This window comes from Pseudomonas sp. PGPR N4 (assembly GCF_059693665.1).
The window spans coordinates 872,738-895,322 of sequence record NZ_JCAUKV010000001.1; the positions used below are offsets into that span (position 1 = coordinate 872,738).

The 22,585-nt window shown below is 62.7% G+C and carries 11 protein-coding genes; 6 read left to right on the forward strand and 5 right to left on the reverse strand.

All coding sequences use genetic code 11. The features are described from left to right. Positions 1–13: 13 nt before the first annotated feature. Both AC58X1_RS03905 and AC58X1_RS03910 read left to right on the forward strand, forming a co-directional pair. On the forward strand, positions 14–1,633 hold the full coding sequence (locus AC58X1_RS03905) for an NADP-dependent glyceraldehyde-3-phosphate dehydrogenase (protein ID WP_259073529.1): 1,620 nt from the start codon (positions 14–16) through the stop codon (positions 1,631–1,633). An 88-nt stretch (positions 1,634–1,721) separates the two neighbouring features. Then, positions 1,722–2,915: a DUF8534 domain-containing protein gene (locus tag AC58X1_RS03910; RefSeq protein ID WP_497428381.1), complete on the forward strand. Its 1,194-nt coding sequence runs from the start codon at positions 1,722–1,724 to the stop codon at positions 2,913–2,915. A 42-nt stretch (positions 2,916–2,957) separates the two neighbouring features. Here the strand turns inward: AC58X1_RS03910 and yiaY are convergent, their stop codons facing one another. The 5 genes from yiaY to AC58X1_RS03935 all read right to left on the reverse strand — a co-directional run bounded on the left by yiaY (position 2,958) and on the right by AC58X1_RS03935 (position 8,445). Next, positions 2,958–4,106 carry an L-threonine dehydrogenase gene (yiaY, locus tag AC58X1_RS03915; protein WP_150571694.1) on the reverse strand — a complete coding sequence of 383 codons (1,149 nt, stop codon included), beginning with the start codon at positions 4,104–4,106 and terminating at the stop codon, positions 2,958–2,960. A 105-nt stretch (positions 4,107–4,211) separates the two neighbouring features. Further along, positions 4,212–5,768, reverse strand: a complete 1,557-nt coding sequence (gene ilvA, locus AC58X1_RS03920) for a threonine ammonia-lyase, biosynthetic (RefSeq protein ID WP_401180199.1) — start codon at positions 5,766–5,768, stop codon at positions 4,212–4,214. Positions 5,769–5,954: 186 nt separating this feature from the next. After that, positions 5,955–6,386 (reverse strand): PACE efflux transporter, encoded by a 432-nt coding sequence (locus tag AC58X1_RS03925; protein ID WP_103437398.1) that lies wholly within the window; start codon positions 6,384–6,386, stop codon positions 5,955–5,957. A 54-nt stretch (positions 6,387–6,440) separates the two neighbouring features. Further along, positions 6,441–7,736: an ATP-binding protein gene (locus AC58X1_RS03930; RefSeq protein ID WP_401180195.1), complete on the reverse strand. Its 1,296-nt coding sequence runs from the start codon at positions 7,734–7,736 to the stop codon at positions 6,441–6,443. Positions 7,737–7,743: 7 nt separating this feature from the next. Next, entirely contained in the window at positions 7,744–8,445 is a 702-nt protein-coding gene (locus tag AC58X1_RS03935; RefSeq protein ID WP_497428382.1) for a response regulator, read from the reverse strand. A 157-nt stretch (positions 8,446–8,602) separates the two neighbouring features. Here AC58X1_RS03935 and AC58X1_RS03940 point away from each other — a divergent pair, with 157 nt between their 5' ends. From AC58X1_RS03940 to AC58X1_RS03955, 4 genes are all read left to right on the forward strand, one after another. Beyond that, positions 8,603–9,778 carry an efflux RND transporter periplasmic adaptor subunit gene (locus tag AC58X1_RS03940; protein WP_101319621.1) on the forward strand — a complete coding sequence of 392 codons (1,176 nt, stop codon included), beginning with the start codon at positions 8,603–8,605 and terminating at the stop codon, positions 9,776–9,778. 11 nt (positions 9,779–9,789) lie between these two features. Next, on the forward strand, positions 9,790–12,906 hold the full coding sequence (locus tag AC58X1_RS03945) for a multidrug efflux RND transporter permease subunit (protein ID WP_497428383.1): 3,117 nt from the start codon (positions 9,790–9,792) through the stop codon (positions 12,904–12,906). 60 nt (positions 12,907–12,966) lie between these two features. Beyond that, complete coding sequence (gene mobA, locus AC58X1_RS03950; RefSeq protein ID WP_497428384.1) at positions 12,967–13,545, forward strand: molybdenum cofactor guanylyltransferase MobA; 579 nt, start codon at positions 12,967–12,969, stop codon at positions 13,543–13,545. A gap of 361 nt (positions 13,546–13,906) precedes the next feature. Further along, the gene (locus tag AC58X1_RS03955; protein WP_497428385.1) at positions 13,907–22,564 is read left to right on the forward strand and encodes a glycoside hydrolase family 94 protein; all 8,658 of its coding nucleotides are present in this window, start codon (positions 13,907–13,909) and stop codon (positions 22,562–22,564) included. Positions 22,565–22,585: the final 21 nt, after the last annotated feature.

Sequence of the window (22,585 nt, forward strand, 5' to 3'; positions counted from 1 at the left end):
AGGTGCAGTATTCATGGACAGTCTGCTCGATTCGTTGTTTCCAACCGCCGATGACATCCCCGAGGCCTGGCGCCTCGGGCCGCCGCTGGAACAACGCGATTATCTGGTCAATGGCGAACTGCGCCAGTGGCCTGGCCCGCTGGCCACCGTGCGCAGCCCGATCTGGCTCAAGCATGGCGATGAAGAGCAGCAAGTCATCCTCGGCAGCGCACCGTTGCTGGACGCCGACACTGCACTGACGGCGCTGGACGCTGCAGTCCACGCTTACGACAAAGGCCGCGGTGCCTGGCCGACCATGCGTGTGGCCGAGCGGATCGAGCATGTGCAGGCGTTCCTTGACCGGATGCGCGAGCAACGCACGGCGGTGGTCAAGCTGCTGATGTGGGAAATCGGCAAGAACCTCAAGGATTCCGAGAAGGAGTTCGACCGCACCTGCGATTACATCGTCGATACCATCAATGCCCTGAAAGACCTCGACCGGCGCTCCAGCCGCTTCGAGCTCGAGCAAGGCACGCTCGGCCAGATCCGGCGCGCGCCGCTGGGCGTAGCGTTGTGCATGGGGCCCTACAACTACCCGTTGAACGAGACCTTCACCACGCTGATCCCGGCGTTGATCATGGGCAACACCGTGGTGTTCAAACCGGCCAAGTTCGGCGTGCTTCTGATCAGGCCGCTGCTGGAAGCGTTCCGCGACAGCTTCCCGCCGGGTGTGATCAACGTGATCTACGGCCGCGGGCGAGAAACCGTCAGCGCGTTGATGGCCAGCGGCAAGGTCGATGTGTTCGCCTTTATCGGTACGCACAAGGCCGCCAGCGACCTGAAAAAACTCCACCCGCGCCCGCACCGCCTGCGCGCAGCGTTGGGCCTGGATGCCAAGAACCCAGGCATCGTGCTGCCCCAGGTCGACCTCGACAATGCAGTCGACGAAGCCGTCACCGGCGCGTTGTCGTTCAACGGCCAGCGTTGCACCGCGTTGAAGATCCTGTTCGTGCACGAGGATGTGGTCGACGCGTTCCTCGACAAGTTCCAGCGTAAACTGGCTGCCCTCAAGCCTGGCATGCCGTGGGCCCCGGGTGTGGCGCTGACGCCGCTGCCCGAGCACGGCAAGGTCGACTACCTCAACGGCCTGGTTGCCGATGCAACTGGCAAAGGTGCACGGGTGCTCAATGAAGGTGGTGGCCAGAGCCGCGGTTCGTTCTTCTTCCCTGCCCTGCTCTACCCGGTCAGCGCCGACATGCGCGTCTATCAAGAAGAGCAGTTTGGCCCGGTTGTACCGGTGGTGCCGTACCGCGACCTGGAGACGGTGATCGAGTACGTGCTCGACTCCGACTACGGTCAACAGCTCAGCCTGTTCGGCAATGACCCGGCCACCATTGGCAGCCTGGTCGATACCTTCGCCAATCAGGTTGGCCGGATCAACCTCAATGCGCAGTGCCAGCGCGGGCCGGACACCTACCCTTTCAACGGGCGCAAGAACAGCGCTGAAGGCACCTTGTCGGTGCACGACGCACTGCGGGTATTCTCGATCCGTACCTTGGTAGCCACCAAGTTCCAGGAGGCCAACAAGGAGCTGATCAGCGAGATCATCCGTAATCGCCAGTCGAGCTTCCTGACCACCGATTACATCTTCTAGCGCCTGCAAGGGGTCGGCCTCCAGCTTCAAGTTGAAAGCAGCCGCGCTTTGCTTGAAGCTTGGGGCTTGTAGCTGGGAGCTGCTCCACATGCGAATCATCGAAAAAAACGCCAGCCTGGTGCGAAGCCTGACCCTGGCCGAGGAAGAACTGCTGGCAGGCTTTGCTGCCGGCAGCCTGAGCGGGCCGGCGGTGCTGCAGGCCAACCAGATGCTGATGAAGGTGCGCAGCGCCAACCAGTGGCTGGCCTGCGACTGTCGCAAGGACGCCTTGCCGGTGCTTAACATTGCCCTCAATGGCGATACTGGCAGGCTGGTCCTGCGCAATAATCCGGACACCCCCGAACATACCCCTGGCTGCCCGTTCAGCAAGGATGAGCGCGAGGCTGAACAGAGCCGCCAGGAGAGCACGCCGCCGCCCGCGTGGCTTGCGCCGGACACGCCGCTGGGCTTGATTGGCGACTTCCGCAAGGCCAGCGAGCAAGGCCCCGCCGGCCCGGTCAACGAGGCTGCCGAACGCCGGGCACAACAGCACCTGCTGTCGCTGCTGCTGACCTGGATCGAAATCAGCGGCCTCAACGTCTATGCCAGCCACCTGAAAAAGGACCTCACCGCGCAGTTCGCCGAGCTGCGCAGCGTGGCCAGCCGTTACCCATTGCTCGAGCGCGTGCCGGCCAGCAACTATTTGGAAACGCGGCTGGACATGAAGCACATGATGATGCTCAAAGCACGCCTGCGTGAGGCGACGGTGTTCGGCAATCACCGTCGGCATGGCTTGCTCCTCGACTGCGTCGATCAGGTCAAGGGGCGCAAGCTGTTCAATGCCCGCAGTGAGGATGGCTTCGACTTCCAGGGCCATCATCTGTACTGGGGTGGCAACCGCACCAGCGGTCCGCTGCTGGCCCTGGCGCTGTACTCGCCGGCCACTGCCGGGAGCAACTTCTATGAGTTGATCCACGTTGCCAGCGTGCCGGTGCTGTCACGCGCGCATCTGTTCCCGGTGTACCGCGACGAAGAACGTGAACCGCTCAAGGCGTTGGTGTCGCTGATCGACTGGATGGCCAGCAAAGGGGTCAAGGTGCTGATGCGCAGGCCGGTGATTGGAGGCCAGGTGATGGATGAGCTGGTGCTGACCTCGGATCAGGACCGGGTGTTGTCAGTGTCACTGCTGGAACAGCCGGTCGGGCCGGAGCCCGACACCGAGCACTTCAAGCGTTACGCCGACTTCAAAAGCCTGGAGACCTTCCGCAAGTTTGTCGCCGGGTTTTTCATGCGCGAGCGCTGAAACGGCCTGGCCCCGCGTGGGGCCAGGCCGCGCTGGAACAGCTCAGAACGCCGCGCGGAAGATTGCTTCGATTTCCGCCTGGCTGGCGGTGCGCGGGTTGGTCACGCCACAGGCGTCCTTCAACGCATTTTCAGCCAGCAGCGGCACGTCCTGCATACGCGCGCCGAGTTCTGCCAGGCCTGCAGGAATGCCAACCGCCACGGCCAGGTGCTCGATCGCCGAAATCGCTGCGCCAGCGCCTTGCTCTGCATCCAGCCCACACACCTTGATCCCCATCGCCTTGGCGACGTCGCGCAAACGCGGCGAGCTGACCTTGGCGTTGAAGCGCTGCACGTGCGGCAGCAGCACCGCATTGCACACGCCATGGGGCAAGTCATACAAGCCGCCGAGTTGGTGCGCCATGGCATGCACGAACCCCAACGACGCATTGTTGAAGGCCATGCCTGCCAGGAACTGCGCGTAGGCCATGTTCTCCCGCGCCTGCAGGTCGCTGCCATCGGCGACGGCCTGGCGCAGGTTGTCGCTGATCAGGCTGATGGCTTTTAGCGCGCAGGCGTCGGTAATCGGCGTGGCAGCGGTGGAAACGTAGGCTTCGATGGCGTGAGTCAGGGCATCCATGCCGGTGGCTGCAGTCAGGCCCTTGGGCATGGCAACCATCAGCGCCGGGTCGTTGACCGAGAGGATCGGCGTCACGTTGCGGTCGACAATGGCCATTTTCACATGGCGGGCTTCGTCGGTGATGATGCAGAAACGGGTCATTTCGCTGGCGGTGCCGGCGGTGGTGTTGATCGCAATCAGCGGCAGTTGCGGCTTGGTCGAGCGGTCAACCCCTTCGTAGTCACTGATCCGCCCACCATTGGTAGCGCACAGGGCGATACCCTTGGCGCAGTCGTGGGGCGACCCGCCGCCCAGCGAGACGATGCAGTCGCAGTGTTCACGTTGCAACACGGCCAGGCCTGCTTCGACGTTGGCAATGGTTGGGTTGGGCCGCGCGCCGTCAAACACCACGGCATCGATATCACGCATGGCGAGCAGGCCGGCAATGCGCTCGGCAATGCCAGCCCGGGCCAGGCCCTGGTCGGTGACGATCAATGCCTTGCGCAGGCCGTAGCCAGCGATGGCAGTCATCGCTTCGTCCAGGCAATCAATGCCCATGATATTCACGGCGGGGATGAAAAAGGTGCTGCTCATGGGGGCGGATCCTCAAGGTCTGTCTACCTTGAGGATCTGCCCAATCGCGGCCCACAGTGTTGATCCACAGCAACGATCAATCCGCCAGGCAGACCGACTATCGGTCTAGCCGAGGAATAACCGATAGGCAGGGTTATCGGTCTCGTCCCAGTAGCGGTAACCCATCTCATCCAGCGCAGCCGGCAGGCCTGCCAGCTCCTCGTCGGGGACTTCCAGCGCGGCGAACACCCGCGCTTCGGCGGCACCATGGTTGCGGTAGTGGAACAGACTGATGTTCCAGCGTTTGCCCAGGCGCTCGAGGAAGCCCATCAACGCCCCTGGCCGCTCCGGGAACTCGAAGCGCAGCACCCGCTCATTGCTGCCTGGGGCAGCATGCCCGCCGACGGTATGGCGCACATGCAGCTTGGCCAGTTCGTTATCGGTCAGGTCGAGTACTTGATAGCCCTGCCCGCTCAAGCTGGCCAACAACTGCTCGCGAGGGTCAGTCAGCGGGTGGGTCTGCACGCCCACGAACAAGCGGGCTTCCTTGCCTGGGTAAAAGCGGTAGTTGAACTCAGTGATCTGGCGCTTGCCCAGCGCTTGGCAGAAGGCGCGGAAGCTGCCGGGCTGCTCGGGAATGGTCACGGCAATGATCGCCTCGCGCTGCTCACCCAGCTCGGCCCGCTCGGCAACATGGCGCAGGCGGTCGAAGTTGACGTTGGCGCCGGAGTCGATCGCCACCAGCGTTTGCCCTTTTGCGCCCTCGCGGGCGACGTATTTCTTGATCCCGGCCACGGCCAGCGCGCCGGATGGCTCGGTGATCGAGCGGGTGTCGTCATAGATGTCCTTGATTGCCGCACACAGCTCGTCGCTGCTGACGGTGATCACTTCATCGACAAAGTGCCGGCATAGCTCAAAGCAGTGCGCGCCGATCTGCGCAACCGCCACACCATCGGCAAAGGTGCCGACCTGGGGCAGGATCACCCGTTCGCCCGCCGCCAGTGCCGCTTGCAGGCAGTTGGAATCGTGCGGTTCGACGCCGATCACCTTGATCTCGGGGCGCAGGTATTTGACGTAGGCAGCAATGCCGGCGATCAGGCCACCGCCACCCACCGGCACGAAGATCGCATCAAGCGCGCCCGGCTGCTGGCGGAGGATTTCCATGGCTACGGTGCCTTGCCCGGCGATTACATCAGGGTCGTCGAACGGCGGCACGAAGGTCGCGCCATGCTCGTCGGCCAAGCGCAGCGCGTGGGCCAGCGCATGGGGGAAGCTTTCGCCATGCAACACCACATTGCCGCCGCGCGAACGCACACCCTCGATCTTCAGGGTTGGCGTGGTGGTGGGCATGACGATAGTTGCCTGCAAACCCAGATGGGCAGCGGCCAGGGCGACGCCTTGGGCATGGTTGCCGGCAGAAGCGGTGATCACACCGCGCTCGCGCTGGGCTGCGGTCAGGCGCGACAGGCGGGTGTAGGCGCCGCGGATCTTGAAGGAGAACGTCGGTTGCAGGTCTTCGCGCTTGAGCAGGACCTGGTTGCCAAGGCTGGCCGACAGCGCCGCAGCGCCTTGCAGTGGAGTTTCAATGGCCAGGTCATACACCGGCGCAGCAAGAATACGCCGCACTTGCTCGGTCAGCAGTTGCGCGGGCGTGAGACGCGGGTTGACGTTGAGATTGGTCATCGATGACTCCTGGTGGTTGCGGTATTGCCCAGGAGTCAGAGAAAACAAACCCGCCTCCAGGGCGGGTTAGGTGCACGTACGCGCTAGCCCGCCAATCCGATAATGGCGGTAATAATAATGTTCAGGGCGCGACGCTGCGGGAAGGTATTCATGGGTAAGGAACTTATCCTGTTGCGCTACAAGCCGTCAACACTTGGCTTGCTGCGCCGAGAGCGGCACATCGAAGACCTTGTCGAAGCCCCACTGGAACACGAACGCGTAGACGAAGAAAAACGCGAACAGCGCCAGGTTGGTGAGCAATGCCGCCCACAGGCTGATATCCAGCCAGTACGCCACCAGTGGCAGCAACAACACAACCAGCCCGCCTTCAAAGCCCAGTGCGTGGAGGATGCGCCGCAGGACAGTGCGCTTGCGTTTGGCCTGGCGCGCCTCCCAGCGCTCGAACGCCCAGTTGAAGGCCATGTTCCAGCTCATCGCAACCCCGGACATAAGCACCGACAGCGCCGTCGAGTGGGCCATGCCGGCATCGAACATCAGCGCCAGGGCGGGGGCTACACAGGCCACGGCGATGACTTCGTAGCAGATGGCCTGAACAATCTTGCGGGCCTTGCCTTGCATGTACGACTCCTGGGAGAAACGGCCCGCAAACGGTACGCCGCTTGCCGGCGATGTTCAAGCCGCCGGCAAGCGTATGCGGAACTGCGCCCCGCCGAGCGCCGACTGGGCAACCGTGAGTGTGCCGCCCTGCCCTTCGATTGCCCGCCGGCTGATCGCCAGGCCCAGGCCAAAGCCGCCGCTATTGCGATCGCGGCTGCGGTCCAGCCGATAGAACGGCTGGAAGATCCGCTCGCGCTCCTCCTGCGGGATGCCGATGCCGTCGTCCTCAACCGTAAGCAGACAAGCGCCGTCCTCCAGGCGCAGGCGCAGCAGCAGCTTTTCGTCGCAATAACGCATGGCATTGCGTACTAGGTTTTGCACGGCGCGGGCGGTCAGGCGCGGGTCGAGGACAAAGCGCGGCAGGTTGGCGTCAGCTTTGACTTCCCACTGAACACCACGGCTATCAAGCTCCTCGGCAAAACCGCCAAGGACGCTGTCGACCAGCTCCAGCAGCGACACTTCCACCCGTTCGTTGGCCTGCCCGGCGGTTTGCAGCCGGCTGTAGGACAACAACTCAAGGACCAGCTCATCCAGCTCGCGAACGTGGCCGACCAGCTCCAGCAAGCGCTTGCGGTTGGCTGGCGGCACTTCGTCAAACAGCAACACCAGACCAAAATCCAGCCGGGTCAGCGGCGTGCGCAGTTCGTGCGAGACGGCATTGAGCAGTTCACGTTGTTCGTTGACGTGCCGCTCCAGGTCGCTGGCCATGGTGTCGAACACACCGGCCAGTTCACCGATGTTGGAGCGCGCAGATATCTGCGTGCGCGCGGTTAGTTGCCCTTCGCCGAGACGCCGCGCGGTTTTCTTGAGCCGCTGCAGATCCCGCCAGTGTGGCCACACCCAGCCCAACAGGCAGCCGAGCAAGGCGGCACCGATCAGCACGGTCACGCCCCAGGACAGCAGGTTGATGTCGACCGGATCGGGCGGGCTGTGCAGGCTTACCAGCCACTCGCTGTTCAGCGCCGCCATTGCCGTTCGGTAGTAACCCCAGTCGCCCAGGCGCACAACATGCAAGCCTGCCTGCAGGCGCTCGCGTTCGGGCGCCGTTAGCGCAGCCTGATCCCAGCGCAGCAGTTGCACCTGCAAAGGGCGGAAAATATCCGCCACTTCACGCTCGACAGCCGGCCATTGCTCAGCCGGTGCCTGCTGGAACTGGCGCACGATCAGGGTTTGCACGCCCCTGGCCTGGTCTTGATTGAAGGCCATGAAACGTTCATGGAAAGCACCGACGATGGCATCAGGGATCAACAACAACGCGCCGGCGTAGGCAACGATGATCAGCAGGTAAAGGCGTACCAGAATCTTCAGCATGGTGCCTTCAGTACTCCCATTCGCCGCGGCTGAACAGGTAACCCTTGCCCCACACGGTCTTGATTTTGCGCGCTTCGCCGGCGTTGTCGTCGAACCTGCGCCGCAGCTTGGAGATCGCCACGTCCACCGAGCGATCGGTGCCGTTGAACTCGATGCCCCGCAACTGTTGCAGGATGCGGTCGCGGCTGAGCACTTCACCGGCGTTGCGCGCCAGCACCACCAGCAGGTTGTACTCACCGCTGGATAGCTCGACTGCCTCGCCGCGCCAATTAACCGTGCGCTCGGCCAGATTGATAAGCAACCCGCCGACCTGGATCACATCGCTTTCAAAGTGCGGTTCATTGACGCTGCTGCGACGCAGCAAGGTGCGTACTCGGGCCAGCAGCACCCGCGGCTCGCAGGGCTTGCTGACATAATCGTCAGCGCCCATTTCCAGGCCCAGCACCTGGTCGTGGCTATCGTCGCGGGCAGTCAGCATGAGAATCGGCAGGCACTGTGATTCCTGGCGCAGCAAACGGCATACCTGCAAACCATCCAGGCCGGGCAGCATCAGGTCGAGGATGACCAGATCAGGCCGCTGCCGCCGGCATTCGTCCAGCACCTGATCGCCGCGAGCAATGACGGTGACGTGGAAATCGTTGCGCTGCAGGTAGCTGGCAATCAGTTCGGACAACGCGCTGTCGTCTTCAACCAGAAGAATGTTCGGCATAAGTAGCTTGGCTGAGGGAAGTAAGTAATGAGGATATAGATCCTACGCAGCCGCAGCCGTTTTCCTTACACTTTTTCACATACGCCCTACAGTGCTTCACAGCTTATTAGTGGCCAGGTGCTTTAGCATAGCGCCGGTCATTATCGGAAAGCTGCGTATGTCTAACTATCCAACACTCCCCCTGCGCCATCTGGCGCCTTTGGCGCTGCTCGGTGTACTGCTCGCCGGCTGCGACAGCGCTGCCAAGCCAGACGACCAAGCGCCTCCGGCGCAGGTGCGGGTTGAGACCGTGCAGGTCCAGCCGCTGGCGATCACCAGCGAACTGAGCGGTCGCATCCTTGCCCCGCGCACCGCCGAAGTGCGTGCACGGGTGGCTGGCGTGGTGCTCAAGCGGGTTTATCGCGAGGGCAGCGACGTCAAACAGGGTGATGTGTTGTTCCTGATCGACCCGGCGCCGTTCAAGGCAGACCTCGACAGCGCCCGCGCCACCCTGGCCCGCGCCGAGGCGACCCGCTATCAAGCGCGCCTGCAGGATCAACGCTACGGCGAGCTGGTGGCCGACAAGGCCGTCAGCCGCCAGGAATACGACAATGCGCACGCCGCCTTGCTGCAAGCTGACGCCGAAGTTGCCCAGGCCAAAGCCGCGCTCGATCGCGCCCGGCTGAGCCTGGGTTATGCTACCGTCACCGCGCCGATTGCCGGGCGCATTGGCCGCGCGCTGGTCACCGAGGGCGCGCTGGTCGGCCAGAACGAAAGCACGCCGCTGGCGACGATCCAGCAATTGAACCCGATCCACGCCGACGTCACCCAGTCGACCCGCGAGCTGACCGCCCTGCGCCGGGCGCTGCGGGCCGGTGAGCTAAGCCAGGTCGGCGAGGATCAAGCCAAGGCCACCCTGATTCAGGATGACGGCAGTGCCTATCCGCTGCCGGGCAAGCTGCTGTTCTCGGACATCAGTGTCGACCCGAGCACCAACCAGATCACCCTACGCAGCGAATTCCCCAACCCGGACCTCGACCTGCTGCCCGGCAGCTACGTGCGCGTGCGCCTGGAGCAGGCGGTACAACCCAAGGGCATCAGCGTGCCGCAGCGGGCCATCCTGCGTGACAGCGCAGGCGTGGCCAAAGTCATGCTGGTCGATCAGCAGGACCAGGTCGTTGCCCGCGAAGTGGTCCTGGGCAATGCCCAGGGCGATCGCTGGATCGTCAATGAAGGCCTGCAGCCTGGCGACCGCGTGGTAATCGAAGGCCTGCAACACATCAAGGCCGGCGATCAGGTGCAGGTTGACCCAACAGCTGACGCCAACCCCATCGTCCAGCACAACGGCCAGTGAGGGCCTGATTCATGCCGCAGTTTTTCATTGACCGGCCGATTTTCGCCTGGGTCGTAGCGCTGTTCATCCTGCTTGCGGGGGCCCTGAGCATTCCCAAGCTGCCGGTGGCGCAGTATCCCAACGTGGCGCCGCCACAGATCGAGATCTATGCCGTCTACCCGGGTGCTTCCGCTGCAACCATGGACGAGAGCGTGGTCAGCCTGATCGAGCAGGAGCTCAACGGCGCCGACAACCTGCTCTATTTCAACTCGCAAAGCAGCCTGGGCAGCGCCACCATCACCGCCACCTTCGAGCCGGGGACTCAGCCGGACCTGGCTCAGGTCGATGTGCAGAACCGCCTCAAGGTGGTCGAGTCGCGCTTGCCGCGGCCGGTCACCCAGCAAGGTTTGCAAGTCGAAAAAGTCTCGACCGGTTTCCTGTTGCTGGCCACCCTCACCTCCGAGGACGGCAGCCTCGATGAAACTGCCCTCAGTGACATCCTTGCGCGCAACGTGATGAACGAGATCCGCCGCCTCAAGGGTGTTGGCAAGGCGCAGCTGTACGGCTCGGAACGGGCCATGCGGATCTGGATCGACCCGGCCAAGCTGATCGGCTTCAACCTCACGCCCAACGACGTCTCGGTGGCCATCGCCGCGCAGAATGCTCAGGTGGCACCCGGCAGCATTGGCGATCTGCCGAGCACGCCAACCCAGGAAATCACTGCCAACGTGGTGGTCAAGGGCCAACTGAGCACGCCGCAGGAATTCGCCGACATCGTCCTGCGGGCCAACCCGGACGGCTCCAGCGTGACCGTCGGCGATGTCGCCCGGGTCGAGATCGGCGCGCAGGACTACCAGTTCGGCACGCGCCTTAACGGCAAACCGTCCACGGCCTTTGCCGTGCAGCTGTCGCCCGGCGCCAACGCCATGCAGACCGCGACCCTGGTTCGCGAGAAGATGGAGCAACTGGCGCCGCTGTTCCCGGCCGGGGTCAAGTACGACATCCCGTATGACACCTCGCCATTCGTCAAGGTCTCGATCCAGCAGGTCATCACGACCCTGTTCGAGGCGATGCTGCTGGTGTTTGCGGTGATGTTCCTGTTCCTGCAGAACATCCGCTACACGCTGATCCCGACCCTGGTGGTGCCGGTGGCGCTGATGGGGACCTTTGCCGTGATGATGGCGATGGGGTTCTCGATCAACGTGCTGACTTTGTTCGGCATGGTTCTGGCCATTGGCATCCTGGTCGACGACGCCATCGTGGTGGTAGAAAACGTCGAGCGGATCATGGCCGAGGAAGGCCTGCCGCCCAAGCAGGCAACGCGCAAGGCGATGGGCCAGATCAGCGGCGCCATTGTCGGCATCACCCTAGTGCTGGTCGCGGTGTTTCTGCCGATGGCCTTCATGCAAGGCTCGGTGGGGGTGATCTACCAGCAGTTCTCGGTGTCGATGGCGGTGTCGATCCTGTTCTCGGCCTTCCTTGCCCTGAGCTTGACCCCTGCCCTGTGCGCCACCCTGCTCAAGCCGGTAGCCAAAGGTGGCGAGCACGCCAGCAAGGGCTTCTTTGGCTGGTTCAATCGCCGTTTCGAGCGCATGAGCGACGGTTACCAGCGCTGGGTAGTGCACGCGCTCAAGCGCAGCGGTCGCTATCTGCTGCTGTATGGCGTGTTGCTGGCGGTGCTGGGGTATGGCTTCAGCCAGTTACCGACGGCGTTTCTGCCGACCGAAGACCAGGGCTACACCATCACCGACATCCAACTGCCGCCGGGCGCCAGCCGCGCCCGCACCGAACAGGTGGCGGCGCAGATCGAGGCGCATAACAGCGGCGAGGCTGGAGTTGGGAATACCACGTTGATTCTTGGCTTCAGCTTCTCAGGCAGCGGGCAGAATGCCGCGTTGGCGTTCACCACGCTCAAGGACTGGTCCGAGCGCGGTGCTGCCGACAGCGCGCAAGCCATCGCGGACCGGGCCAATCAGGCGTTCAGCCAGATCAAGGACGCCGTGGCGTTCTCGGTGCTGCCGCCGCCCATCGACGGCCTCGGCGAGTCGACCGGCTTCGAGCTGCGCCTGCAGGACCGCGGCGGCCTTGGCCATGCGCAACTGATGGCCGCCCGCGACCAACTCCTGGCCGAGGCAGGCAAGAGCAAGCTGCTGGTCAACGTGCGTGAGTCGTCGCTGGCGGAAAGCCCGCAGATTCAGCTTGAAATCGACCGGCGTCAGGCCAACGCGCTGGGCATCTCGTTCGCTGATATCGGTTCAGTGCTGGATACCGCGGTGGGCTCAAGCTACGTCAACGACTTCCCCAACCAGGGCCGCATGCAACGGGTAGTGGTCCAGGCCGAGGGCGATCAGCGCAGCCAGGTCGAGGACTTGCTGAAGATCCACGTGCGCAATGACAGCGGCAAGATGGTGCCACTGGCAGCGTTCGTACAGGCCAAGTGGGTCACCGGGCCGGTGCAATTGACCCGCTATAACGGTTATCCGGCGGTTTCCATCAGCGGCGAGCCAGCGCCTGGTTACAGCTCAGGTGACGCCATGGACGAAATGCAGCGCCTGGTCGATCAATTGCCTGCCGGCACTGCGCTGGAGTGGACGGGGCTGTCGCTGCAGGAGCGCTTGTCCGGCAGCCAGGCACCGCTGTTGCTGGCCTTGTCGCTGCTGATCGTGTTTCTGTGCCTGGCGGCGCTGTACGAGAGCTGGTCGATCCCGACTGCGGTGCTGCTGGTGGTACCGCTAGGCGTGCTCGGTGCAGTGCTGGCAGTAACGCTGCGCGGCATGCCCAATGACGTGTTCTTCAAGGTTGGTTTGATCACCTTGATTGGCTTGTCGGCGAAGAACGCCATTCTGATCATCGAGTTCGCCAAGAGCCTGGTCGATCAGGGCCATGATCCGGTTGATGCCGCGGTACAGGCGGCAAGGCTGCGGCTGCGGCCGATCGTGATGACGTCGCTGGCGTTCATTCTCGGCGTGGTGCCGTTGGCGATTGCCAGCGGTGCGAGTTCGGCGAGCCAGCAGGCGATCGGTACCGGGGTGATTGGCGGCATGCTCAGCGCGACGCTGGCGGTGGTGTTTGTGCCGGTGTTCTTCGTGGTAGTGATGCGCTTGGCTGGGCGACGCAAGGCTGGCGTTGAGGCAAGCGAGCGCGGCTGACTGGACAAGCTGGGTGTGACATGGGAGGGTTTCTGGCTTGACTGCCAGGAGCCCTTTTTTATGTCTGCGCGATTGCCTGCCTGTTCTGTATTGATCCTTGCCGGTGGCCGGGGGGCGCGTATGGGCGGGCGCGATAAAGGGTTGCTGGAGTGGCGTGGGGAGCCGTTGGTGGCGCATGTGCAGCGGGTGGTGCGGCCGTTGACCGATGATGTGGTGATTTCCTGTAACCGAAATCAAGAGCTGTACCGTGGGTATGCTGATCAGTTGGTGGCTGATGCCGAGGCGGATTATCCGGGGCCCTTGGCTGGGGTGATTGCGGGGTTGGTGGTGGCTCGGCATGACTGGGTGGTGGTGTTGGGGTGTGATGCGCCGTTGATTGACCGTCGCTTGATCGAGGATTTGCTTGAGCTTGCGGTTGGGCAGGATTTGCCGGCGATGGTGCGTCAGGGGGGATATTGGCAGCCGATGTTTGCGGTTTTGCCTCGGCGGGTGTTGCCGTTGTTGCGGCGGGCTTGGTTGGAGGGGGAACGGAGTTTGCAGCGGGCTCTGGTGGGGGGTGGGGGGTGCTGTGGGCTGGACTGTGCTGTGGGGGATCCCAGGTTGTCGAATTTCAATACTCCGGAGTTGCTTGAGTCGTGATCTTTCGACTTTAGATGCTGGCTTAGGCTTGTGCTCTAATATACTGATATTTATCAGATTTTGTATTTTAGATGATGATTACTAGTTAGCCTTTCGTGGAGGACAGCCAATGGCCGATTGCTGTCTCTCGCCAAAAGCAGCAGCCAGCCAAAAGCGGCCTCTTGGATCGTGCACCTCTAACACAGCCCGTAGCGGCGATCTTGCCTATGTTCGCTAGCGAACAGACTCCCCCCCATGAACACCCCACACTCGTCAGTGGAACGCTGCACCCGGCGGCGCAACGCCCCGCACACCTGGCCTGGCGTAGAACCGCCTTCATTCCACATGCGACTTGCCCTGCGCGGGTCGTGCGAAGGAATTCATGCAAAATATCCTGACTCGCACCCTGTCCAGCCTATGGCGCTCACCGGCCATCTGGCTTCGGTGGAGTGCAGCGCGGCACAAGTTCGAATACGAGCCCATCCTGCGTTCCGACCTGTTCAATGCGCAGCAGATGGCAGATCACGGCATCGTACTGGCCCGCCAACATGTGCTCGGGCGCCTTTCAAGAAAGGACGCCTTGCTGGGCCGCCTGACTGACAATCAACTGCTGCTGGAACGCAGCTGCGCAGCGCTCATGACCGTGCAATTGTCCAGCCGACGCGCCACCCCTGCGGCAGAATGGCTGCTGGACAACTTCTACCTCATCGAAGAAAACATCCGTACCGCCAGAACTCACCTGCCCGACGGCTATAGTCGCGAGCTGCCACGCCTGGCCGAAGGTCCTTCGGCCGGCCTGCCGCGGGTTTACGACATAGCGCTGGAAACCATCGCTCACGGCGATGGCTGGGTTGATGCGCCCAGCCTGGATTGTTTCATCGCCTCTTATCAGACCATCACCCCGCTGACCCTGGGCGAGCTATGGGCCATCCCGATCATGCTGCGCCTGGCGCTGATTGAGAACTTGCGGCGCGTGGCGTCTCGGGTCATGGCAAACCGCGATGACCGTAACCTTGCCGATGACTGGGCCGATCGCTTGATCGAAATGGCCGAGCGCGACGCCAAGAGCGTGGTCTTGACCGTTGCCGACATGGCGCGATCAGCACCGCCGATGACGCCATCATTCGTAGCAGAACTGGCGCGCAGGCTGCACGGGCAAAGCGCAGCATTGATATTGCCGATGGCCTGGATAGAACAAACGCTAGGCGAGTCGGGCCTGACCGTAGAACGCCTGGTGCAGATGGATGCCCAGCAGCAAGCCGGTGACCAGGTGTCCATCAGCAACAGCTTCGCCAGCCTGCGGTTGCTGACGGCGACCGACTGGCGCGAGTTCGTCGAGCTGCTCAGCCATGTCGAACAGGTCTTGTGCACGGATCCGGCAGGCGTCTACGCGAACATGGACTTTGCCACCCGCGATCGTTACCGCCATGTGATCGAACGCCTCGCCCGGCATTGCGTGCAGTCTGAAACCGAGGTGGCACAAGCGGCCATCGAACTGGCTAGCACTCCACAGCTCGTGAGCCATGTGAACGGGCATGTGGGCTATTACCTGGTGGCTGGCGGTTTGCCCCACCTTGAGCAGGCGCTGCACGCCAGCGTGCCGCTGCACCAACGCTGGAAGCGCCTGCTGCAGAGCGCCCCGTTGAAGTTCTACCTGTGCCCTGCACTGCTGCTGACGCTGCTGTTAGCCTGGCCGTTTCTCAGCAGCGCTTATCACCGCGGCACGCCAACCTGGGGCTTGGTCCTGCTCGCCGTGCCAGCGCTATTGATGACCAGCAGTCTGGCGATTGGCCTGGTCAACTGGCTGGTGACCCTCACGGTAGTCTCCTCGCTTCTGCCGCGCCTAGATTACAGCAAAGGCATACCGGCCGAGGCACGGACGCTGGTGGCGGTGCCGACGATGTTTGCCAACGCCGACGACATCGAGGCGCTAGTGGAAGGCCTGGAAGTGAGATTCCTGGCCAATCGCGATGCCAATCTGCATTTTGCGCTGCTCAGTGACTTCATGGACGCTCCTGCCGAGGTGATGCCCGAGGATGCCGAACTGCTCGCTCTGGCGCGGCAACTGATCGAGGCGCTCAACCACAAATATGCCGATGGCCAGGTCGACCGGTTCTTCCTGCTACACCGGCCCAGGCACTGGAGTTCGACCGAACGGGTCTGGATGGGGTATGAACGCAAGCGCGGCAAGCTCGCGGAGCTCAACGCGTTGCTGCTTGGTAAAGGAAAGGAGCGCTTCGCATTGATCGTCGGTGATGTCGCGCCACTGAGCACGGTACGCTTCGTCATCACCCTGGACACCGACACTTTGCTGCCCCGCGATGTCGCGCGTCAGTGCATCGGTACCATGATGCACCCGCTTAACCATCCGGTATTCGATCTACAGAGCGGTAAGATCGTCAGCGGCTACGCCATCCTCCAGCCACGCGTAGGGATCAGCTTGCCGAGCACGGCACGTTCGACCTACGCCCGCCTGTTTGGCAGCGATGCGGGTATCGACCCCTATACCCGCGCCGTCTCCGATGTTTACCAGGACCTGTTCCACAACGGCTCCTTCATCGGCAAGGGCATCTATGCCGTCGATGCCTTCGAACAGGCACTCGAAGGCTGCCTGCCCGATAACCGCATCCTCAGCCATGACTTGATCGAAGGCTGCTACGCCCGCTGCGGGTTGCTCAGCGATGTACAACTGTATGAGGAATATCCGTCGCGCTACAGCGCCGATGCCAAGCGCCGACACCGCTGGATTCGCGGAGACTGGCAAGTGCTGTACTGGGCCTTGCCGTGGGCACCGAAGCCCGAGGGAGGATTCGCACCCAACCCCCTGAGCAACCTTGCCCGCTGGAAGATTCTCGACAACCTGCGCCGCAGCCTGGAGCCAGGCGCCTTCCTGGCCATGCTGGTCTGGGGATGGTTGGGTTCGAGCGAAGCCATCTCCTGGACATTGGCGGTGGTCATCCTGGTCTTTGTCCAACCCACGCTGCAGTCAGTACTGGCGCTGGTGCAGAAAGCGGCCGATATTCCCCTAGGACAACACCTCAGCGCGGCATTACGGACCTCGGGCCAGCATTTCATGCGCGCGCTCTTGTCGATTGTCTGGTTGCCGTCCGATGCGTTGTTGAGCTTCGATGCGATTGGCCGCTCATTGTGGCGCATGCTGATCAGCAAACGTCGCCTGCTGCAATGGCAACCTTCCCGTGAGGTGGAGCGGTCCAATGGCACCGGCCTGTCGGACATGTATAAAAGCATGTGGATTGCCCCGGCACTGGCGCTGCTGCTATTCGCGGCCCTGCTCCCCTCCCTCGCCGTACTCGCACTGGCGGCGCCTTTGCTGCTGGTGTGGTTGGCAAGCCCGGCGATTGCCTGGTGGATCAGCCTGCCGACCACACCCGCGGGGTTTAGTCCGTCAGCGCAAGACCTGCGTTTCCTGCGCATGCTGTCACGCCAGACCTGGGCGTTCTTTGATCGTTACGTGAGCCCTGAGGACAACTGGTTGCCGCCGGATAACGTCCAGGAAGTACCCAAGCTGACCATTGCGCACCGGACCTCCCCGACCAACATGGGCATGGCCTTGCTCTCGCACCTGGCGGCCCACGATTTCGGTTACCTGAGCGGCGGGCGCTTGCTGGAACGCATCACTGCAATGCTTGAATCCATGGCCGGCCTAGAGCGTCATCAAGGGCACTTCTACAACTGGTACGACACCAAGACCCTGCAGCCGCTGGCGCCTAGGTATTTGTCCACCGTGGACAGCGGCAACCTGGCGGGCATGCTGCTCACCTTACGACCGGGGCTGCTGGGATTGATCGACACGCCTCTGTTTGACCGAAGCACCCTGAGCGGCCTGGGCGACACCCTCGATGTGCTTCAACAGGCGTTAGAGGGCGTAAACCTCGATGACCGTGCCGTGCTTGAACTGCGCGTAAAGGTAGAGTCGGCGCTGGTCCAGGACACCCCGGACAACCTCCTGCCATTACTCGATCTAACGGCTGCTTTAACAATCGACAGTCCGCCCAGGGCTGCTGAAGAAGCCCATTACTGGCTACAGGCATTACAGGCGCAGTGCACGGATCTGCGGGCAGAACGACTACTCTTCGAGCTACCGTCGGCACCCGCCCGGGACAAGCCACCCGCACTCACCCTGCGGCAAATGGCCGAGCTCGATTGCACCCTGTGGCTGCCCGCAGATCAGGCGCAAGTTCAGGAGGTACAACGCCTGGCCCGCGCACGAATCATTCATCTTGAGCACCTGGCCGAATTTTGCGCGTCACTGGCCAGCATGGACTTCACCTTCCTCTACGATGCCCAGCGTGACCTGTTCTCGATAGGCTACAACGCCGACGAACGCAGGCTGGACCACGGCTATTATGATCTGCTCGCTTCAGAGGTACGCCTGACCAATTTCGTGGCCATCGCCCAGGGCCAGCTGCCGCAACAGGCCTGGTTCACCCTCGGACGCCTGCTCAGCAACAATCGTGGGGGGCCGGTGCTGCTTTCCTGGTCCGGATCGATGTTCGAGTACCTGATGCCCAACTTGATCATGCCTAGCTATGAAGGGACGCTGCTGGAGCAGACCTGTCGCGCGGCCGTCGCCTTGCAGATCGAGCATGGGAACCAGTTGGGCATCCCCTGGGGCGTGTCCGAGTCGGGTTATAACACCCTCGACGCCCACTTCAATTATCAGTACCGGGCCTTCGGCGTTCCAGGCCTTGGGCTCATGCGCGGGTTGGCCGAGGACACCGTGATTGCACCGTACGCCAGCGCCCTGGCGCTGATGGTCGAGCCGCAAGCGGCCTGTCGCAACCTTCAACGCCTGGCGGCCCAGGGTTCGGCAGGGCGCTATGGCCTGTACGAAGCGGTCGACTACACCGAGGCACGCCTGCCGCGCGGCCAGCGCTATGCGGTCGTGCGCTCGTTCATGGCGCACCATCAGGGCATGAGCCTGCTGGCCTTGACCAGCGTGCTGTTGGACCTTCCCATGCAGCGCCGTTTCGAGTCGATCCCGGCCTTCCAGGCGACCGTGTTGTTGCTGCAGGAGCGCGTACCGAAAACCGCCGCGCCCTACCTGCATGCAACCCAGGCACGTGCCACAGGGGAAAACCCGGAGACGCAGGAAACCAGGCTGCGCATATTCGCCGATCCCGGGCGCAAACGCCCCGCTGTGCAGCTGCTCTCCAACGGCCGTTACCACGTCATGCTCAGCAGTGCCGGGGGCGGTTACAGCCGTTGCAACGACATCGCCGTGACCCGCTGGCATGAAGACGCGACCCGCGACAACTGGGGCATGTTCTGCTACCTGCGCGATGTCAGCAGCGGCGTATTCTGGTCCTCGGCCCACCAGCCGACCCTGCACCGGCCAGAGAGCCATGAGGCGATTTTCAGCGACTCCCGGGCCGAGTTTCGTGTTCGCGAGCTCGACTTCGATACGCACACGGAGATCGTCGTGTCTCCCGAAGACGATATCGAACTGCGCCGGCTGCACATCACCAACCGCGGCCGCGTAAGCCGTAGCCTGGAGATTACCTCCTACGCCGAGGTGGTACTGGCGCCGGCGGTCAGTGATGCCATGCACCCGGCCTTCAGCAACCTGTTCGTGCAGACCGAACTGGTGCCAGCGCTGCAGGCAATCGTCTGCACCCGCAGGCGGCGCTCCACTGAGGAAGCCGTGCCCTGGATGTGCCACCTGCTGGCCGCCCACGGCGTGGACATCGACGCCATTTCCTACGAGACCGATCGAGCGCGATTTATAGGTCGCGGACGCAACGCTTGCGCACCGGCGGCGCTCGATGGCCATGTCCAGCAGCTGTCCGGCAGCGCAGGTTCGGTGCTGGATCCGATCGTAGCCATCCGCTGCCGTATCACGCTGGAACCCGGGCAAACGGCGACCATTGACCTGGTGACCGGCGTCGCGGACAGCCGTGACGGCTGTCTGTACCTGATCAATAAATACCGCGACCGCCACCTCGCCGATCGGGTCTTCGACCTGGCCTGGACCCACAGCCAGGTGTTGCTGCGCCAACTCAATGTCTCGCAGGATGATGCGCGCCTGTTTGAACAGATGGCTGCTTCGATCCTCTACGCCAATGCCTCGTTGCGCGCGGAAAACAGCATCTTGATGGCCAATCGACGTAATCAATCGAGCCTGTGGGGCCAGGCGATCTCCGGCGACCTGCCCGTCGTCCTGCTGCAGATTTCCACCGTCGAGAACATCGAACTCGTGCACCAGATGGTCAAGGCCCATGCCTACTGGCGGCAAAAGGGGCTGATGGTCGACCTGGTGATCTGGAACGAAGATCAGGCCGGCTATCGCCAGCAACTCCAGGACTTGATCATAGGTGTAGTGACATCCGGCAGCGAAGCCTCGTTGATCGATCATCCCGGGGGCATTTTCGTGCGTCCGGCACAGCAGTTGTCGAACGAGGACCGTACGCTGATCCTGTCGGTTGCACGCCTGGTGCTGAGCGAAGACAACGGCGGCATCGCCGAGCAGGTTCATCGGCGCCACGCCGTCCCGGTACACCCGGCGCTCGTCCCCACGTTCAAGCACCAGGCAAAGGCAACACAAGCGACCCTGCCGGCTATCGAAGGTCTGCTGCTGGGCAATGCCTATGGCGGCTTCAGTGCCGATGGCAGCGAGTACGTCATGACCTTGCAGCCTGGCAGGCCGACGCCGGCGCCATGGGCCAACGTACTGGCCAACCCACACTTCGGCACGGTGATATCCGAAAGCGGTGGCGCTTACACCTGGATGGAAAACGCTCACGAATTTCGCCTGAGCCCCTGGCATAACGACCCGATCACCGACGCCAGCGGCGAGGCGATATATGTGCGCGATGAAGAAACCGGGTATTTCTGGTCGGTGACGCCGCAGCCTTGTCCCGGTACTGGCGCGTACCGGACCCGGCACGGCTTTGGCTATAGCGTATTCGAGCACGACGAAGACGGAATCCACACCGAGTTGTGGGTGTATGTGGCGCTGGACGCTTCGATCAAATTCTCGCACTTGCAGATTCGTAATCGCTCAGGCCGCGCCAGACGCCTGTCGACGACCTGCTATGTCGAGTGGGTACTGGGCGACTTGCGCAGCAAATCGGCGATGCATGTGGTGACGGAAGCCGACCCTAGCAGCGGCGCATTGCTCGCCAGGAACGCCTATTCGATCGAGTTTGGCGAACGGGTGGCGTTCCTCGATACCGACTCGAGCGACATTCGCATCAGCGGCGATCGCACTGAATTCATCGGTCGCAACGGCAGTCTCAAGACACCAGCGGGACTGCAGCACGCGCGGCTGTCGGGCCGTACCGGTGGCGGCCTGGATCCCTGCGCGGCAATACAGGTTGCCCTCGACCTCGACAACGGTGAAGAGCAGGACGTGGTCTTCCGGCTCGGTGCAGCCAGGGATAAGGCGTCAGCCCTGCGCCTGGTTCATCAATACCGCGGCCTGGCGGCGGCCAGCGCGCAACTGGCGGCGGTACGCGAGCATTGGCGTGCGCAACTGGGCGTGATTCAAATCCAGACTCCCGACCCGAGTATCGATGTCATGGTCAATGGCTGGCTGATGTACCAAGTGATCGCCTGTCGCTTCCAGGCCCGCAGTGGCTACTATCAGTCCGGCGGGGCCATCGGCTTTCGTGATCAACTGCAAGACAGCATAGCGATGATCCATGCCGACCCCGCCAGCGTGCGTGGTCATCTGTTGCTGTGCGCAGCCCATCAATATGCCGAAGGCGACGTGCAACACTGGTGGCATCCGCCGCTCGATCGGGGGGTGCGCAGTGGCTGTTCAGACGATTACTTGTGGCTGGCATTGGCGACCAGCCACTATGTCAATGTCACCGCCGACCTCAGCGTGCTGGCAGAACCCGTGGGTTACCTTGAGGGCCGTCCGCTCAATGCCGGGGAAGAATCCTATTACGACCTGCCAGGCAAATCGCACCTGGTGGGAAGCCTCTACCAACACTGTGTCCGCGCCATCGAACACAGCCTGCAGCGCGGCAGCCACGGCCTGCCCTTGATCGGCACGGGCGACTGGAACGACGGGATGAACCGGGTCGGCCAGCTGGGCCGCGGTGAAAGCGTGTGGCTGGGCTTCTTCGCCTTCGACGTTCTGCAGCAGTTTGCCATCACTGCCCAACTGCATGGCGACCCTGTTTTCGCCCAACATTGTTCCCGGCAGGCCGCCCTGCTGCAGGCCAGTCTCGAGGAGCATGCCTGGGACGGCGAATGGTACCGGCGCGCCTGGTTTGACGATGGCCAGGTCCTGGGCTCGGCCAACAATGACGAATGCCGCATCGACTCGATCTCGCAAAGTTGGTCGGTACTGTCGGGCGCCGCCTCGCAGACCCGACGCCGCACGGCCATGGCCTCGGTCGAGCAGCACTTGGTACGGCCCGACACAGGCGCGGTCCTGCTGCTCGATCCACCTTTCGACAAGGGCGCGCTTGAGCCCGGCTATATCAAGGGCTATGTGCCGGGTGTACGGGAAAATGGTGGCCAGTACACCCATGCCGCCGTCTGGGCCGGCATGGCCTTCGCCGAGCTTGGCGACAATGCCAGGGCGTGGCGGTTGCTCAACATGATCAACCCCGCGGGCCATGAAGTCGCCAAGCGGATCGAAACCTACAAGGTCGAGCCCTATGTCATGGCTGCCGACGTCTATGGCACGCCGCCCCATGCGGGCCGTGGGGGGTGGACTTGGTACACCGGGTCGGCCGGCTGGACGTACCGCTTCATCGTCGAGTCATTGCTCGGCTTGCGGCGTGTCGGCACTTCATTGCACATCGAACCGCTACTGGCGCAGGGATGGCCTGGTTACACGCTGCACTACCGTTATGGGGCAACGACTTACCATATCGAAGTGCGGCCAGGCACGACCACTACGCTTGCGATCATGCTGGACGGCGAGTTGCTAGGCCAGGACACGCTTCAACTGTTGGATGATGGCAAGGAACATCAGGTATTGGTGACATGCCCGGTCAAAGCGCATCAGCCAGAAATACAAGGGCACGACAGAACTGTCGAAGCCGATCTTGAGCGCTGAGATACAGCGACGTTCTCTTTA

Bases quoted from the DNA above. Each gene is read 5' to 3' on its own strand.
- AC58X1_RS03905 (WP_259073529.1), top strand. From the start codon at position 14: ATGGACAGTCTGCTCGATTCGTTGTTTCCAACCGCCGATGACATCCCC.
- AC58X1_RS03910 (WP_497428381.1), top strand. From the start codon at position 1,722: ATGCGAATCATCGAAAAAAACGCCAGCCTGGTGCGAAGCCTGACCCTG.
- yiaY (WP_150571694.1), bottom strand. From the start codon at position 4,106: ATGAGCAGCACCTTTTTCATCCCCGCCGTGAATATCATGGGCATTGAT.
- ilvA (WP_401180199.1), bottom strand. From the start codon at position 5,768: ATGACCAATCTCAACGTCAACCCGCGTCTCACGCCCGCGCAACTGCTG.
- AC58X1_RS03925 (WP_103437398.1), bottom strand. From the start codon at position 6,386: ATGCAAGGCAAGGCCCGCAAGATTGTTCAGGCCATCTGCTACGAAGTC.
- AC58X1_RS03930 (WP_401180195.1), bottom strand. From the start codon at position 7,736: ATGCTGAAGATTCTGGTACGCCTTTACCTGCTGATCATCGTTGCCTAC.
- AC58X1_RS03935 (WP_497428382.1), bottom strand. From the start codon at position 8,445: ATGCCGAACATTCTTCTGGTTGAAGACGACAGCGCGTTGTCCGAACTG.
- AC58X1_RS03940 (WP_101319621.1), top strand. From the start codon at position 8,603: ATGTCTAACTATCCAACACTCCCCCTGCGCCATCTGGCGCCTTTGGCG.
- AC58X1_RS03945 (WP_497428383.1), top strand. From the start codon at position 9,790: ATGCCGCAGTTTTTCATTGACCGGCCGATTTTCGCCTGGGTCGTAGCG.
- mobA (WP_497428384.1), top strand. From the start codon at position 12,967: ATGTCTGCGCGATTGCCTGCCTGTTCTGTATTGATCCTTGCCGGTGGC.
- AC58X1_RS03955 (WP_497428385.1), top strand. From the start codon at position 13,907: ATGCAAAATATCCTGACTCGCACCCTGTCCAGCCTATGGCGCTCACCG.